Annotated in this window: 11 protein-coding genes, 1 tRNA gene and 1 pseudogene; 7 read left to right on the top strand and 6 right to left on the bottom strand. The window is 67.0% G+C overall.

From position 1 onward, the window contains the following. Positions 1-238: 238 nt before the first annotated feature. The 3 genes from ACFTSA_RS08220 to ACFTSA_RS08210 form a co-directional block, all read right to left on the bottom strand. The gene (locus tag ACFTSA_RS08220; protein WP_377950780.1) at positions 239-1,795 is read right to left on the bottom strand and encodes a CoA transferase; all 1,557 of its coding nucleotides are present in this window, start codon (positions 1,793-1,795) and stop codon (positions 239-241) included. A 278-nt stretch (positions 1,796-2,073) separates the two neighbouring features. Next, positions 2,074-2,307 carry a DUF6480 family protein gene (locus ACFTSA_RS08215; protein ID WP_377950779.1) on the bottom strand — a complete coding sequence of 78 codons (234 nt, stop codon included), beginning with the start codon at positions 2,305-2,307 and terminating at the stop codon, positions 2,074-2,076. Positions 2,308-2,553: 246 nt separating this feature from the next. Continuing rightward, positions 2,554-3,375, bottom strand: coding sequence for an MBL fold metallo-hydrolase (locus ACFTSA_RS08210; RefSeq protein ID WP_377950778.1), 822 nt, complete (start codon positions 3,373-3,375; stop codon positions 2,554-2,556). Between the two features lie 565 nt (positions 3,376-3,940). Between ACFTSA_RS08210 and ACFTSA_RS08205 the strand changes: the two genes are divergently transcribed. The 7 genes and pseudogenes from ACFTSA_RS08205 to ACFTSA_RS08175 all read left to right on the top strand — a co-directional run bounded on the left by ACFTSA_RS08205 (position 3,941) and on the right by ACFTSA_RS08175 (position 10,578). Then, entirely contained in the window at positions 3,941-4,441 is a 501-nt protein-coding gene (locus ACFTSA_RS08205) for a VOC family protein (RefSeq protein WP_377950777.1), read from the top strand. 38 nt (positions 4,442-4,479) lie between these two features. Continuing rightward, positions 4,480-4,647 carry a hypothetical protein gene (locus tag ACFTSA_RS08200; protein WP_377950776.1) on the top strand — a complete coding sequence of 56 codons (168 nt, stop codon included), beginning with the start codon at positions 4,480-4,482 and terminating at the stop codon, positions 4,645-4,647. After that, the gene (locus tag ACFTSA_RS08195) at positions 4,644-6,014 is read left to right on the top strand and encodes a dihydrolipoyl dehydrogenase family protein (protein WP_377950775.1); all 1,371 of its coding nucleotides are present in this window, start codon (positions 4,644-4,646) and stop codon (positions 6,012-6,014) included. Before ACFTSA_RS08200 ends, ACFTSA_RS08195 begins: the two co-directional genes overlap by 4 nt. Positions 6,015-6,219: 205 nt before the next feature. Next, positions 6,220-6,612: pseudogene (locus ACFTSA_RS08190) on the top strand (SDR family oxidoreductase); the annotation flags it as partial. A gap of 235 nt (positions 6,613-6,847) precedes the next feature. Continuing rightward, positions 6,848-7,309: a hypothetical protein gene (locus ACFTSA_RS08185; protein ID WP_377950774.1), complete on the top strand. Its 462-nt coding sequence runs from the start codon at positions 6,848-6,850 to the stop codon at positions 7,307-7,309. Positions 7,310-8,183: 874 nt separating this feature from the next. Next, complete coding sequence (locus tag ACFTSA_RS08180; RefSeq protein WP_377950773.1) at positions 8,184-9,017, top strand: alpha/beta hydrolase; 834 nt, start codon at positions 8,184-8,186, stop codon at positions 9,015-9,017. 1 nt (position 9,018) lies between these two features. Then, entirely contained in the window at positions 9,019-10,578 is a 1,560-nt protein-coding gene (locus ACFTSA_RS08175; protein WP_377950772.1) for an MFS transporter, read from the top strand. Positions 10,579-11,209: 631 nt separating this feature from the next. On the opposite strand, the gene selB is transcribed toward ACFTSA_RS08175, so the two are convergent. The 3 genes from selB to ACFTSA_RS08160 all read right to left on the bottom strand — a co-directional run bounded on the left by selB (position 11,210) and on the right by ACFTSA_RS08160 (position 14,473). Beyond that, positions 11,210-13,006, bottom strand: a complete 1,797-nt coding sequence (gene selB / locus ACFTSA_RS08170) for a selenocysteine-specific translation elongation factor (RefSeq protein WP_377950771.1) — start codon at positions 13,004-13,006, stop codon at positions 11,210-11,212. Between the two features lie 3 nt (positions 13,007-13,009). Then, positions 13,010-14,341, bottom strand: a complete 1,332-nt coding sequence (selA, locus tag ACFTSA_RS08165; RefSeq protein ID WP_377950896.1) for an L-seryl-tRNA(Sec) selenium transferase — start codon at positions 14,339-14,341, stop codon at positions 13,010-13,012. Positions 14,342-14,378: 37 nt separating this feature from the next. Further along, positions 14,379-14,473, bottom strand: a tRNA-Sec gene (locus ACFTSA_RS08160). Positions 14,474-14,504 lie beyond the last annotated feature (31 nt).

Here is a 14,504-nt window from a genome sequence, read left to right as displayed (position 1 = left end):
TCCGCCATTGCTGCACGTCGTGCTCCGAAGCCCTTCGGAACAGCACGGCCACGACTTGAAAAAGGCCGATGGGCAGAACCCGCTCTCCGGGTTCTGCCCATCCCCCAGCCTGACCATGCTGCTCCCGCAACATGGAGGCCGACCGGCGCTCTGGGATCTGGGATTAGTGGCGAAATCGCAGCATGGCCTGACGCAACGCGCCTGAAGTGCCCCCTCAGATCATGGTGTCCCCTGCGGTTCAGGCCGGTTGCGCTGCTGCGAGCGGCAACCATTCCGGCTGGTCGGCGCCCATTGGCTGCAGCACCGTGGTGGTGAATCCCTGCGGCAGGGAGGTGAATTCGATCTGATCGGTCATTCCCTGATAGATCCCGAGGGGGGTCTGTGCGGTGAACAGTTCGGGCGGGATGGCCATGTGTTCTGCACTGCTCCCTGCTGTGGCGGCGGCGAACTCCTTGTCGAAGATCCCCAGGGAGATCAGCCACAGACAGATGCGGGTGAGTGAGACCCGGACGCGGTAGGAGCCGCCCTCGACGGCTCGGCGGCGGAGCGCTTCCAGTATCCCGACCGTGCCGAACCAGCCGACAATGTTATCGACGATGGGCAGCATCGGTGGCATCTTCGGGTCTTCGAGGGTGCCTCCGAGGGCGAAGATACCGCTGACGCAGGCTCCGATCTCGTCGAATCCGGGGCGTGTCGCCCATGGCCCCTCGGCGCCGTGCAGCAGCACCTGAGCGTGGATCAGGCCCCGGTGGCCGGCCGCGACCTTGTCCGCGGTCAGGTCGACCTGTTCAAGGTGTCCGGGGTGGCGGTTGGAGAAGAAGACGTCCGATTCGCGCAGCAACTCATCCAGCTTGGCACGGTCGTCGCCGGTATCCGACAGGTACGTCGAGCGCATGCCGACCTGGGTGTCCCAATAAAACATTTCTACTTCACTGTCATCGGGCCGCCACACGTTCAGAACGTCGGCGCCGAAGGATGCCAGGTCCCGGCCCATCCCCGAGCCGGCAATGACATGCCCCATTCCCAGGGCCCGGATGCCTTCCAGCGGCGTAGACGCACCGGCCGCCAGCGGCTGCGGGTCGCCGTCGGCGATCTTCTCGACGGAGATGAGTGGCATGTGCTGCAACACCTGCTGGTACTGCGGCTCCTGGAGGAACTCCTCGGTCGAGCGCACCTTGGCGATGATGATGCCGGCATCGGCGGCCGCTGCCTCTAGCTCGTCGGCGTCCCGCTTCGCGATGGCCTCGTTGATTGCCTTGCCGTTGTCCGCGCAGTCCAGCAGCGTCAGTGCCTTTTGGTGCAGCCCCGGGTAGACGTTGAGCGCAACCACATGCCGCCCGTCCCGGGTGGCACGGAAGAACGGCAGTTCACCGAACGGGTTGTACTTGTTCCCTTTAACCGACGGCGGCCGGCCGTTGATCTGTTCCCAGCGCCCGTCCGCGAATCCGGAGAACCGCTGGAACGCCTTCCGAACGTCGATGGCGATGTCCTGGTCGCCGCCGCCTCGGTCGCGCCAGAGCGCTGAAGCGGCAACACCTTTGGCGCCGAGCGCTACCGCGGCCGCCGACGCGAAGCGGAACGGGCTGGCGATCAGCGGGTCGGCCCCGCCGTAGAACCGCACGTTCCCGCCGGCGTCCTTGACGCTGAGACCGACAGTACCCAGTACGTCGTCGAGGACCGCGGCGAAGTCGAAGTCTGTTGAAGTGAGGGGGTTGTTGACGCTGTGCCGGAGCCGGTCCGTGAGGCCTGACACTGCTGTTCCCTTGCCGTTGCCGTTCATTGCTGCTCCTTTCATGGGATTAGTCCGCATTCGATAAGACAAATCTGGCCTAACGACCTGCGCGGGCCGTCCATGGATACCACCGGTCGATCCGTGGGGGCTGCTGGTTCTGATGTAAGGATGAGCACTACCTCGTGGAGGTCGCGGACCCGGATCACGGTTCATCGCGGTATCTCAACGCATCGGCTCTCAAGATTCATGCTAGGTTTGCCGGTCCTGTTTGGGAACCCTGACTTTGGCACCTCAACCCGTCTGGACCCGCCGGACGACAGCATCTGGGGGACGGGCGAGCGCTAGTCCAGTAATCCCACGATGTAACCGACAAAGTACATCTGCCGCAACGGGACCACTGCCGCGATGGCGGCCATCCAGAGGATCTGGGTGCCCTTCTTTGTGCCGTTCTCATCGTGACCAATCGGCCCGGCTGTCGAGGCTTCGGCCGGAGGGGTCTCGCCTGGCGGCACTCCGCTTCCCGACTCCAAGCCGGTGACCTTATCCTCATACGGGTCGGGATTGCTTCCTGACACGGTCACTCCCTTGGTCGTGGTGCCGATGCCTTGATCAGGTGACCGGCGTGGCCGCGCCCAGCCTGAGCGGGCCTCAATTCCGGGCTTGGTCTTCGCATACTCGGGAACGTGCGCTGGTGCTCCTTAGCCAGATCAGCTCATTTACGGCCCTGCGCATCTGGAGTCCGCTCCCCTGGCCGACGGTGATCTCCTTCGCCCCGGCCAACACTCCTCCGCGGCGCGTCGTGAATACCTCGGTGGAGGCTGTCAGGCCAGGCCGAACATCAGCCACGCCTGGTGGGCGGCCCAGTCCGGATACAGCCGGCCCATGGCGTCGAACAGCTCCCGGTCATTGGAGGTCTCCTGTTTCAGGCGGCTGAAGTCGGTGAGGTAGCGCTTCGTCCATGTGATGGCTTCCGGCGTGTCCGGGGCGCCGGGTTTTTTGTGCCCGGCGACCGCGGTCTTCGGGTTCAGCGCCGCCAGCCGGTCCAGCGCGGCAGTCCAGTTCTCGCCGATCTCGGGGGTGAGCTTGGCGACGTACTGGTGGCACTGGTTGTAGACGACATCGCCGCCGACGAGGAGGTCGATCGAGGCCACGTGCAGGGAGGTGCTGTCTGGCGCGTCGGTGTGGCCCTGCTCGATGATGCGCAGTTCGTGGCCCTCGAGGTGGAAGACCTCCTCAGGGTAGGGCCCGGGCAGCGTGATCGCGGCCGGCAGCTGGCCGGGCAGGAGCTTGCGGTAGAACGCCACCGGCTGGTGGCGTGCCAGTTCCACCGTCTTCGGTGTGGCGATGGCGCGTGCGTCGGGGAAGTGGTGCAGCAGCACACTCAGACCCGCGAAGTGGTCGAGGTGACCGTGGGTGATGTAGATCGTGGTGAGGTTGCGGTGGTGAAGGTTGACCCACGCGGCCAGCGCTTCAGCCTCGGTGACGGTGGTGAGCGGGTCCACCAGGACGGCGTCGTGCTCGCCGTAGATCAGCGTCGAAGTCATCGGGTCCCAGGCCATCGGCGGGCCGAACGGCCGGGGCCTGTCCCCCGCCAGAGGCTTCTCCGGCGAGCCGAAAACGTTGAAGTTCAGCGCGGATGTCATGTCAATCGGTTCCTCTGTGAACATGCCCCGATCCCGAAGATCCGGCCAGGGCCTGCCGAAACGTTCGGCCCTCGGGGCGGTTCGGGAAGTGGCTGGCCTCCGGTTACTACTGCAACTGTTTCAGCCCGTCGCCGGGCCAGTGAGGCCGGTCCAGGGGCGGTCTGGTCAACCGGTGACGTGCCGGGCGCGCCCGTTCGGGGGCGGCCACCCCCGTACTTTCCATGGCTGCGACCATACTCCGATTGCGGGAAGTCACAAGGGGAACCCGTTGGAAGGGCAGGGGAAATGGCATTGGCGTTTCCCTGCGTCCAAGGCCGGGTGGTCCCCGCATCCGGCAGGTAGTCCACCCCCCTTGACTTCCACCGCCGACGAGGCCACTCTGGGGTCCCGAGGGCAGCGTCCCTGGCCGAAGAACGGCTGGGGGGCGACAAGGAAGAGCGCATGGCGACCCCCGCAACGCAAGCCCTGCTGCATTGGGCTGGTGCCCGCCGCAGGTATGCCTTCCCGGGTCGCCGGTGAGTCCGGTGCCGCCCTTTCATGGCGCGCCCGACTGAGGGAGGCCGCGATGAGTACTGTCGAAGAAAGCAAACAAGGTGTGGCGGGCAGCCCCCCGGTGAGGCCCGGGGAGTTCAGGCTCGAGGTCGTTGTCGTGCCGGTCTCCGACGTTGACCGGGCCAAGCACTTCTACGCGGGGCTGGGGTGGCGGTCCGACGCCGAAGCGGCCGTCGAGGACGGCTACCGGCTGATGCAGTTCACGCCCCCGGGTTCGGGCTGCTCCATCATCTTTGGTGAGGGAGTCACCTCAGCCCCGCCGGGCTCGCTGCAGGGGCTGCACCTGGCGGTGTATGACATCAACGAGGCCCGGGCCGACCTCATCGCGCGCGGGGTCGAGGTCAGCGAGGCGTTCCACGACCGCACCGGTGTCTTTCACCATGCCGGAAACGAAGGACGCCTGGAAGGACCGGCTGAGGGACACCGGGATTACGGCTCGTTCGCATCGTTCAGCGATCCGGACGGCAACGGCTGGATCCTCCAAGAGATCAAGACACGGCTCCCGGGCCGCTGAACGCTGAGCACTGAGCTGAGCACTGAAAGGAGAGACTGATGGCCACGACCTACGAATCCGCGGCCGAACTTGCCGAAGCCCTGAGGCGGGCCGCGGAAGCCCACGGCAAGCACGAGGAACGCACAGGCCAAGAAGATCCGAACTGGCCCGACTGGTACGCGCTCTACATGGTGCGCGAGCATGCCGGGGAGGAGTTGCCGACATGAACAGCGACTACGACGTGATCGTCATCGGCGGCGGTTCGCCAGGGGAGCATTGCGTGGGCGCCCTCGCAGAGGGCGGGCTGCGCGTGGCCGTAGTGGAACGGGAACTGGTGGGCGGGGAGTGTTCGTACTGGGCGTGCATCCCGTCCAAGACCTTGCTGCGACCCGGGGAGGCGGTCCATGCGGCCCGCGAGGCAGCCGCCACCGCCGAGGTCGACGCCAAGGCCGCACTTGCCTGGCGCGACTTCATGGTCTCGGATTACTCCGATGCCGGACAGGAACGCTGGCTGGCCGATAACGGCATCGACCTGCTGCGCGGCACCGGCAGCCTTGCCGGTCCCGGCGTCGTCGAGGTCGACGGCGTCCGGCACAGCGCCCGCCACGTGGTCCTCGCCAACGGCGCCGATCCCGTCGTTCCCCCGGTCCCTGGCCTGCGCGAACTCCAGGGGGTGTGGACCAGCCGCGAGGCGACCTCCATGAAGGCAGTCCCCCGCCGCCTGCTCATCCTCGGTAGCGGCCCGGTCGGCGTCGAAATAGCCCAGGCCGTGCACCGGCTCGGTGGCGAGGTGGCCCTCGTCGACCGGTCCGATCACGTCCTCGGACGGGAGCCGGCGCCCCTGGGCGAGGCACTCGGCGACGTTTTCCACAGCGAGGGCATTGAGCTGGTCCTGTCCGCCAGCACCTCCGCTGCCCGTCGCGACGGCGAAGACTTCGTCCTGGCCCTCAATGACGGGCGCGAACTGCGCGGTGACCGGTTGCTCGTGGCCACGGGCAGGCGACCCCGGGTCCGCGGCATCGGCCTGGAAACCGTCGGCATCGAGCCGAACGGCCACGGAGTCCCCGTCGACGCTCACCTGCGCGTGGCCGACGGGCTGTGGGCGATCGGTGACGTCACCGGGATCTGGCCGCTGACTCACGTCGGCAAGTACCAGGGAGATGTCGTCGCGGCGAACATTCTCGGGGAACCGCGGGAAGCAAACTACGATGCCGTTCCGCGGGTCACCTACACGGACCCCCAGGCGGCGGCGGTGGGCGCGGCCGAGGGCCGCTTCAGCGTGACGGTGCCGGTCTCGCAGGTGTCCAAGACGGCGACCTATACGCGTGCCTACGCCGAAAGCAACGGCTTCCTGACCCTCCTCAGCGACGGCGAACGGCTGACCGGCGCGTATGCGCTCGGCCCCGAGGCCGGCGAGTGGCTGCAGCAGGCCACACTGGCCATCCGGGCCCATGTCCCGCTGGATATCCTCAGCGACACGATCCAGCCGTTCCCGACGTTCTCGGAAATTTACGTCTCCGCGCTGAAGGCACTCCGCGGGCAAATCGCGGCAGCATCCACGGCAGTCAGCGCGGGACCATCCATCGCGGACTGAAGAAAGGCGATCCGATGAGCAGCGAAGCCGCCGGCCCGGCAGCCAGACGCGAGCCGGAATTGCCGGGGCAAACCGTGGTGGTGATAGGCGGAAGCGCCGGCACCGGTTTGGAGACGGCACGGCGTGCCAAGGCCGAGGGCGCCGAGGTCATTCTCGGCGGCCGTGACGGCGGAAGCTTCAGGACGCGGCAAACGAGCTCGGCGCGCTGGGCACGGCGGCATTCGACGCCAGCGACCAGGACGCCCTCGCCGGGTTCTTTGAATATCTCCTGGCACCGGTGGACCACGTCATGGTCACCGCCGGAGGTCCCTCCTATGCACCCCCTACGGTCATGGACTTCGACCAGGCGCGCCACGCCCTGGGGGCGTCCGTGATGCTGATGCTCGGCGTCGCCCGCTGCGCCCCCGGCAGAGTCCGGCCAGGGGGGACTTTGCTGTTCATGAGCGGGACCGGGGGCCGCGGTCCGGGCCCCGGTATCGGGATCATCTCGGCCGTCATACCCGCACTTCCCGCCTTGGCGGCCACCCTGGCCCTGGAGATCGCGCCCGCCCGGGTGAACTTGATCGCCGCAGGCTTCGTCGACACACCACTGTCCGCCTCGCTCCTCGGCGCTGGCCTCGACGAGCGCCGCAGCCAGCTCCGCACCACCTCGCCGATGCCGCCTCGTCGGACCGGCCGATGTTGCCGCGCTGGCCGTGCACATCACGCGGCCAACAACTCCTCGGAGGAAACTGACGCGGGCAAGTCCGCTCCGCGCAGCGCTGACATCGGCGGGCACGCAGATGCCGCCGGCAAGACCCCTGGAGCCGCATTGAGAATGAAGGAAGGAAAAAATGACCACCATCAAGCTGCACGAGAACACGAGTGCAACTCCCGAACAGTTCATCGCCGCCCTGACCGACTTCGGCCCCGGCCGCGCAGAGCTCTTCGGCAACAGTGCCGACAAGTACCTGCAGGTTCACGACCGCGGGAAAACCCAGGCCGACGTGACCGAGGGCTCCAGCGGAGTCTGGGAGCGGTTGCACTACGACTGGTCGAACCCGAGGCACGTCGTTCTAACCACCACCGATTCAAACGCATGGGGCCGAAACTCCGGGCACACCTACGACCTCAGCGTGAACCCGGACGGCACGACTACCGTGGACTACACCGCAGTCCGTGAGGGTAAGAACCTGCGCGGACGGCTCCTGGAAGTTGTTGTGGCAAGCATCGGCAAGAGCGTCCTCGTGAAGGCCTTCCACAACTCCGTGAAGGTCATCGAGGCCCGTGCCAAAGCCCACAAGGCGGCCGAGTGAGCGAGCGGCCCGAACCGACCGCGAACGGCATCGTCCTGCCAGCAGCGCGGCGCCTCTAAGGGGCGCACGAAGATGCTCACACCCGGAACGGCGGCCCGAGCTAGCCCAGCGGGCTGCCGGCGCCGTGCCGAAATCCGACTTGCCCGGGTTAGGCATCAGCCGCGCCACTGCCAGTACCTACAAACTGCTCCCTCTTCCGCATTGGTCCTCCACCGCGGCCACAGACCAAGACCATCTCCAGGCGGGCAGGCAGGGACTGGCTGAATAACGGTGGATCCACGGTTAGCCTGACACGCCGGGCGTTGCCTGGCGGGGAGGACTCATCATGAGCGACACGACACCATGGAACCCATGGCGGCTGGCGGGCGGACCGTCCGTGGCGGCTGGTCTTCGGTTGAGGAGCGCAATGGCCGCTGCGATCGCCACAGGCGCCTTCGCGCTGGTCACGAACACTGTTCGTGGCGGGGCAACTGACAGCACGAGTGGTTGTTTGGGGGCCGGCACCGGGAGACCTCAAGTATCTGTGTTCCGGACAAGGATTGGCGGGCACCCAAGCCCAAAGCATTGAGTCGAAGCAATGCGGTCAACGTAACAGCTCCTCTTCCACGGGGAGCGCGGCTGCGGCAACCCGGTGCGCGTCCAACGGATCGGACTTGCCAGTCCCGCGACGGCGCACGACATTCACACGTGAGGCTTCGGCGGCCGGAGTCTGTGACCGACCCGCTCACCCGTGCATATATTCCCCGATACGGCTCTAGCCATTGAGCCACCGCCCGGAGCACGCTTAAACCAGCGTCCGCCGCAGGGCCGCGGCCCTGAATCCGCTGCAGCCCCGATCATGCCGAAGACGCCGTTCGCAGGGAAAGAAGAGACCATGCCAGAGACCCCTCCTTCCGCACAGCAGTCCGTTGTCTTCATACACGGACTCTGGCTCCATGCCAGTTCCTGGAACCCATGGCTCGAACTTTTCCGTGCCCGCGGTTACACCGCGAGTGCCCCGGGCTGGCCGGGGGACGCCGATACCGTTGAGGGCACGCGCATGAATGCCGATGCTCTTAACGACGTCGGCATTGAGGCAATCTATCGGCACTATGCGCGGCAGTTGGCCGGGATGGAAGCCAAGCCCATCGCCATCGGGCATTCCTTCGGCGGGCTCATCGCGCAGGAACTGCTGGCCAACAATCTGGTCGCGGCCGCCGTCGTCATAGATTCCGCACCCATCAAGGGCGTCACGGCACTGCCGTTCTCGCAGCTGAAATCCGCTTTGCCGGTGCTGGGCAATCCGGCGAACCGCAAGCGGGCCGTTTCGCTGACGGCCGAGCAGTTCCGCTACAGCTTCGGCAACGCCATCCGCCAGGAGGAATCGGACCGGCTCCACCAACAGTGGACCATTCCGGGCCCGGGACGCCCGCTTTTCCAGGACGCAACGGCAAATTTCCACCGCCACTCCCCTGCGGCCGTCGATACCCACTACGCCGTCCGCGGGCCGCTGCTGCTGACCTCGGGCACGGAGGACCACACAGTGCCCAAGGTGGTCACGCAGCAGGTCCTCAAAATGTATGCCAAGAATGAATCGTCCGTCACCGAGCACCTTGAGTTTGCCGGCCGTGGCCATTCCCTGACCATCGACGGCGGCTGGCCTGAAGTTGCCGAAAGCATTCTCGAATGGGTCGCTCGCAACGCACCGACGGGATCGGGGAAGGCCTGACATGCCCGGCGACGGCGGTACGCCGGTGCCCGGCGACGGCGGCTCGGCTGGTCCCGGACCGGGTCCGGGTTCCGATCCCGGCGCCCGCGGGGGTCCCGTCCTGTGGGTGGCCATCCTGGCTTCATTCATCGCCTTTCTGGACGGGGCCATCGTCAATGTTGCGCTTCCCGCCATCACCACCGAACTGGGCGGTGGCATCGCGACTCAGCAGTGGGTTATCGACGCGTACCTGCTCACGCTGGGATCCCTGATCCTGGTGGCCGGTTCCACCTCCGACAGTTTCGGCCGGGTCCGGGTGCTGCGGCTGGGTCTGGTCATTTTCGGGCTGGCTGCCCTCGCCTGTGCCGTAGCCCCCGACGGGGCGGTGCTGATAGCAGCCCGCGCCGTTCAGGGCGCCGGCGCCGCATTGCTAGTGCCCAGTTCCCTGGCCCTGATCACCGCAACCTTCAGCGGCCCCGCGCAGGCAAAGGCGATCGGCAGCTGGACGGCGTGGACTGGAACGGCTTTCGTGGCCGGGCCGCTGCTGGGAGGCGTGCTGGTGGATGCACAGAGCTGGCGGTGGATCTTTGCCATCAATGTCCTTCCCATCGCTGCTGCTTTGCTGCTGCTGGGAAGGATCAGGGATCTGCTGGGCTCCGGACCCCGGTCACCGATCGACTACGCCGGCGCCGTGCTGGCCGCTTTGGGACTGGCCGGACCCGTGTTCGCATTTATCGAGCAGGACCGGCTTGGGTGGGGGCACCCGGCGGTCATCGTCCCGTTCGCCGTTGGACTGGCCTGTTTTGGTGCGTTCCTGTGGCGGGAGCGACACACCGACTATCCGATGATGCCGCTGGGACTGTTCCGGACGCGGAATTTTGGCTTCGGCAACCTTGCCACGGCATTCATCTATGCCGGTATCCCGCTCGGTCTTCTGATCGTGGTGCTCTTCCTGCAGGAGGTTAAGGGTTTCCCAGCCTCGCTCGCCGGCCTGGCGACCATCCCGGTCGCTGTGCTCTCACTCCTGCTCGCAGGGGTGTTTGGGGCCCTGGCCGGCAGTCACGGGCCGCGCCTCTTCATGGCCGTAGGCCCGGTGGTGGCCGGCTGCGGCTTCCTGCTCATGCTCGCTACCGGCAGCGCATTCAACTTTTGGCTTCAGATGCTACCGGGACTATTGCTCTTGGGCCTGGGGCTGGCCATTACCGTGGCACCGCTGACCGCCGCTATCCTCGGATCCGTTCCCCCGCAGGAGAGCGGTATTGGCTCGGCCGTTAACAACGCCGTCTCACGCGTGGCCGGTCTTGTTTCCGTGGCTTTCGTCGGCGTCCTAATAGGGGGGTCCCTTGATGTCGGTGGCTTCCGGCGCGTTGCCCTGACCGTTGCAGTGCTGCTGTTTGCAGGCGGTGCCGTCTCCGCATTGGGAATCAGGAACCCCGACGTCGAAGCCGCCCCGGTGCCACACGCCGCCACAGCGAACTGCCGCGACCGGGCGACCGCTGGCGGCGTCTCCATTTCGCGGGCCCCGGCGGGCGGCAGAATCGGTGGCGACGGCAGGAAGCATCACAGCCCCCGGACAGGATAAGGAGCGTTCGCAGCGCAGAGGCTTCCTCCAGTCCGACGCGCGGGGTTGCGCCCAAATGGGTCCATGCCGGAATCTAAGCGCGAACGGCTACCCCGGCATCCATGGCGGTGCACACGACACAAGGACTACGACCCACCTTTCGGCCCTCATCTTTGCGCAGTGTGTGGCTGTCCGTGGAGAAAGTTCAGTGCACCCCAACCTGACATTGCTGCCGTGCGGCCCTTGCCCGGCGCCAGAAACTGCTGAATCTAACTGATCAGTTCCTGAAGTCAGGAGCGGAATGAGTTGATCCGTACTCTATTCGCGGGTGTTGGCGGACGGTAGAGAATCAATTTTGACCAGGGCGCGTGCATCGCGCCAAGAATCGTGATGTACCCGCCCACCGCGAGGAGCGAACCAAGGACAGCGATGATCAGACGGATCACCCCGCGGTTCGCGTTTCCCGGAATACAGGACACACGTCCCGTGGGGTGGTCGTAGTAGTGCCGGAATTTTCGGGGACCCTCCTTGTGACAGGGCGGACAGTACGAGGGGGAAAAGGTTGTGGGGGCTGGAGCCGTAGAGCCCTGAGGCGTTTGAGGCCACGACGTTGAAGTAGCGCGGGGACGCGCTGAGCCCCTGGGCTCCGTGATCAGCGCACCGCCATGCGGTGACCGGCGTCCAACCGCTGAGTCCACCCCCGCGAATCGAGGTGCTCCAGCAGTGGAACCGCAATCCGGCGCGTTGTTCCTAGGGCCTGGCGCGCCTGGCTGGTGGTGAAGGGCTGCTCCAAGCCGGCGAGGGTGCGCATCGCAAGCGCCGGCGCCGTTGGCAGCAGCACCACGCCGTCACGCAACCTCAGCAGGCGACCCGTGCGTTCGGCGGCGGCCAGCTCGCGCGTGCCTAAGCCCAGTGCGGCAAGCTCCTCGGATTCCGGGGCCTGAAACGCATGGGCGGTGAGCCGGCGCTCCAGCTCGGCGATTGCCGGTTCGATGGGTCCAAGGTTGCCCCGGCTGCCGGGCAGCCGGATATAGCCTGCGTCCTGTTCCAGGGCAGCCCCGCGGATGACATGGGAAAGCAGCCTCTCGTCGGGCAAGCGAAGCAGGTCACCGGCTGCCCCCATGGAAAGGCCTGGCGCCAAGGGGTCGCGTTCCTGCAGCGCCTGGACTGCGTTGCGGAGCTGGTGCTGCCAGGCCTCAAGGACAGGAGCGTGCACCCACCAGTCACCAATATCCTCCACGCCGGGCGGGGCCTTAGGGCGGTGCCCGGACAGAAGCCCCAGCCGGCGCAGATGCTCCAGCTGAACGGCTTTGCGGGCTGCCACCTCCCCCAGCACGTCGCCCGCCGGGGCCATGCCTGCAAGCCGCTCGGCCCAGTGGGCGCCGTCGCCGCGCCGCCGCAGGGCCGGCGGATCGGCATCGAGGATGCGTGCCCCGCCCAGCACGGAGCGGCTCCCCGGATCACGCAGCACCAGCCGGTCTCCAAGAACGAGCGGGAGGTGCCTGTCGAGGACGAGCCGGGCGTGGTCGGCCCCGAAGGGACGCAGCCGGGCAGGCACGGCAGCAGTACCCACATGCACCGTGAGCTGCTCCGGCACATCCGTATAAGCCACACCGGTGGTGCGCCGGATGCCGACGACGTCGGTTGTGGGCCATGCACCGGGGGTAACCAGCGCATCTCCGCGGCGGATGTCCGTGGCGGAAACGTCCCGCAGGTTCAACGCCACCCGGCTGACCGGCTCCACCGAGGCGTATGAGTTGTCGCGGCTCTGCAGGCCACGGACCACGACAGGCCGGGAATCGACGTGACCGAGCAGCTCCAGCCGGTCACCCTGAGCCAGTGTTCCTGCTGCCAGCGTTCCGGTCACCACCGTTCCGGAACCGGTAATCGTGAACGAGCGGTCCACCCACAACCGGACCCGCCCGGTGGTGGTGGGGGCAGGCACGTGGGCCAGGACGTCGTCGAGCGCGGCACGCAAGTCAGCCAGGCCGGTCCCGTCGATGGCCGACACAGCTACTGCGGGCGCGCCCTGCAGACCGGTCCCGGCCAGCTCTGTCCGAGTCCTGGCGAGTACATCCGCAAGCCGCTGCCCGGATGCCCTGTCCGTGCGGCTAAGGACCACGACGCCATGTTGGATGTCCAGCGCAGCGACTGCATCCCGATGATCACTTGACTGAGCTTGCCAGCCCTCGTCGGCGGCGACGAGGAAGCAGACAACGGGAGCCGGACCGATTCCGGCAAGCATGTTGCCGAGGAAACGTTCGTGGCCCGGCACGTCCACAAATGCCACGTCCTGGCCTGACGGCAATGTTGTCCACGCATAACCCAGGTCAATGGTCAACCCGCGGCGGCGTTCCTCCTCCCAACGGTCCGGCTCCATGCCGGTAAGGGCGCGAACCAGGGTGCTTTTGCCGGAATCGACATGTCCGGCCGTGGCAACGACGTGCACTGATCAGCCCGCCCTGCCTGCATCCACAACCTGCAGGGTTGCCATCGCCTGCCGCACGGCGTCCAGTATGCGGTCATCATCAGTCGCGGGCACGCAGCGGAGGTCGACCAGGCACGAGCCGTCGTGGACGCGCGGCAGCACTGCCGGGTCACCGGCGCGCAAGTAACCTGCAAGTCTTTCAGGGAGCAGGAGCGCCCATCCCGGCAAGGGAACACCGGGGGCACCGCCGCCGCCAACCCGGCCATCATGGGCCACGACGGGTACCCCGAGGGCCTGGGCGAGCCTGTCGGTGCGACGCCGCAATTGCCCAGCGTCGGCGTGCAGCGATTGGACAACCGGCGGCGGTCCGCCCGCCACGGTGGCCTCCAGGGCGGCGAGGGCGAGTTTGTCGGCCCGGACTGCACGGGCGAGCGGATGGCGGGCCAGCCGCGTGATGATCTCCTTGCGGCCGAGGAGCAAGCCCGCCTGGGGGCCGCCCAGCAGTTTGTCACCGCTGGCGATGACGACGTCGGCCCCGCTCGCCAAAGCGGACGCGGCATCCGGTTCATCCGGCAGGTGCGGGTCGGGTGCCAGCAGCCCACTGCCCAGGTCGGCCACTAGAGGTACCCCGTTGTCCACGGTCAGCTGGCTCAGTTCGTGCAGCGGAACAGCTGACGTAAACCCGTCAACCCGGAAGTTGCTCGGGTGGACCTTGAGTATGCAGCCTGTGTCCGGTCCCAGAGCGCCGGCGTAGTCATGCAGATGCGTCCGGTTGGTCGTGCCGACCTCGCGAAGCGTCGCGCCCGTCGACTCCATCAAGTCCGTCAGCCTGAAGCCCGCGCCGATCTCAACCAGTTCGCCGCGGCTCACCACCACCTCCCGGCCGGCGGCCAGGGCTGTAGTGGCTAATACCAGTGCCGCAGCTCCGTTGTTGACCACCAGGGCATCCTCGGCGGCGGGACAGGCGGCGAGCAATGCGGCACGGGCGCCGGCACCCCGGCGGGAGCGGCTGCCGTCTGCCAGGTCCAGCTCCACGTCGACGTAGCCGCTGGCCGCGACAACAGCTTCTACCGCGGCTGCAGAAAGGGGTGCGCGCCCGAGATTGGTGTGGACGATCACGCCGGTTGCGTTCAGCACCGGGCGCAGGGTTGTCGCTTTGCGTGCAGCAAGGGCGCCCAACAGAGCTGGTTCGACCTGTCCGGGAGGCAACTGATCGCGCCGGGCCTGGTCCTGGACCTGCCGGACGAGTTCGCGGATGACCCGCTCGCTCAGGCGTGTCCGGGCCTCGTGGACGGCCGGCAGCGCCAGCAGGTCATTCGTGCGTGGAATCAGGCGGCGCGGATCGACCTCGTCCAGGGTCCCTCCTCATTTCGCGGCATTCTGTGCCGGCAGCTGGCGGTGGCGGACGGGAATCGAACCCGCCAGGCCGAGATGCTCAGCCTCACCGGTTTTGAAGACCGGGGGGCCCACCAGGACCCGGACGCCACCGCGCCTCAATATAGCAGGTTGCCCTGGAGGG

Source organism: Arthrobacter sp. NPDC057013 (genome assembly GCF_042674585.1).
In the GTDB taxonomy this organism is placed as follows: Bacteria; Actinomycetota; Actinomycetes; order Actinomycetales; family Micrococcaceae; genus Arthrobacter.
The sequence above is the reverse complement of the archived record's forward strand: the minus strand, read 5'-3'. Positions and strand labels throughout refer to the sequence as shown.

What these genes read in the sequence shown, in the direction of transcription:
- ACFTSA_RS08205 (WP_377950777.1), top strand. Translation starts at nt 3,941, where the DNA reads ATGAGTACTGTCGAAGAAAGCAAACAAGGTGTGGCGGGCAGCCCCCCG.
- ACFTSA_RS08180 (WP_377950773.1), top strand. Translation starts at nt 8,184, where the DNA reads ATGCCAGAGACCCCTCCTTCCGCACAGCAGTCCGTTGTCTTCATACAC.
- ACFTSA_RS08210 (WP_377950778.1), bottom strand. Translation starts at nt 3,375, where the DNA reads ATGACATCCGCGCTGAACTTCAACGTTTTCGGCTCGCCGGAGAAGCCT.
- ACFTSA_RS08175 (WP_377950772.1), top strand. Translation starts at nt 9,019, where the DNA reads ATGCCCGGCGACGGCGGTACGCCGGTGCCCGGCGACGGCGGCTCGGCT.
- ACFTSA_RS08185 (WP_377950774.1), top strand. Translation starts at nt 6,848, where the DNA reads ATGACCACCATCAAGCTGCACGAGAACACGAGTGCAACTCCCGAACAG.
- ACFTSA_RS08220 (WP_377950780.1), bottom strand. Translation starts at nt 1,795, where the DNA reads ATGAAAGGAGCAGCAATGAACGGCAACGGCAAGGGAACAGCAGTGTCA.
- ACFTSA_RS08200 (WP_377950776.1), top strand. Translation starts at nt 4,480, where the DNA reads ATGGCCACGACCTACGAATCCGCGGCCGAACTTGCCGAAGCCCTGAGG.
- ACFTSA_RS08195 (WP_377950775.1), top strand. Translation starts at nt 4,644, where the DNA reads ATGAACAGCGACTACGACGTGATCGTCATCGGCGGCGGTTCGCCAGGG.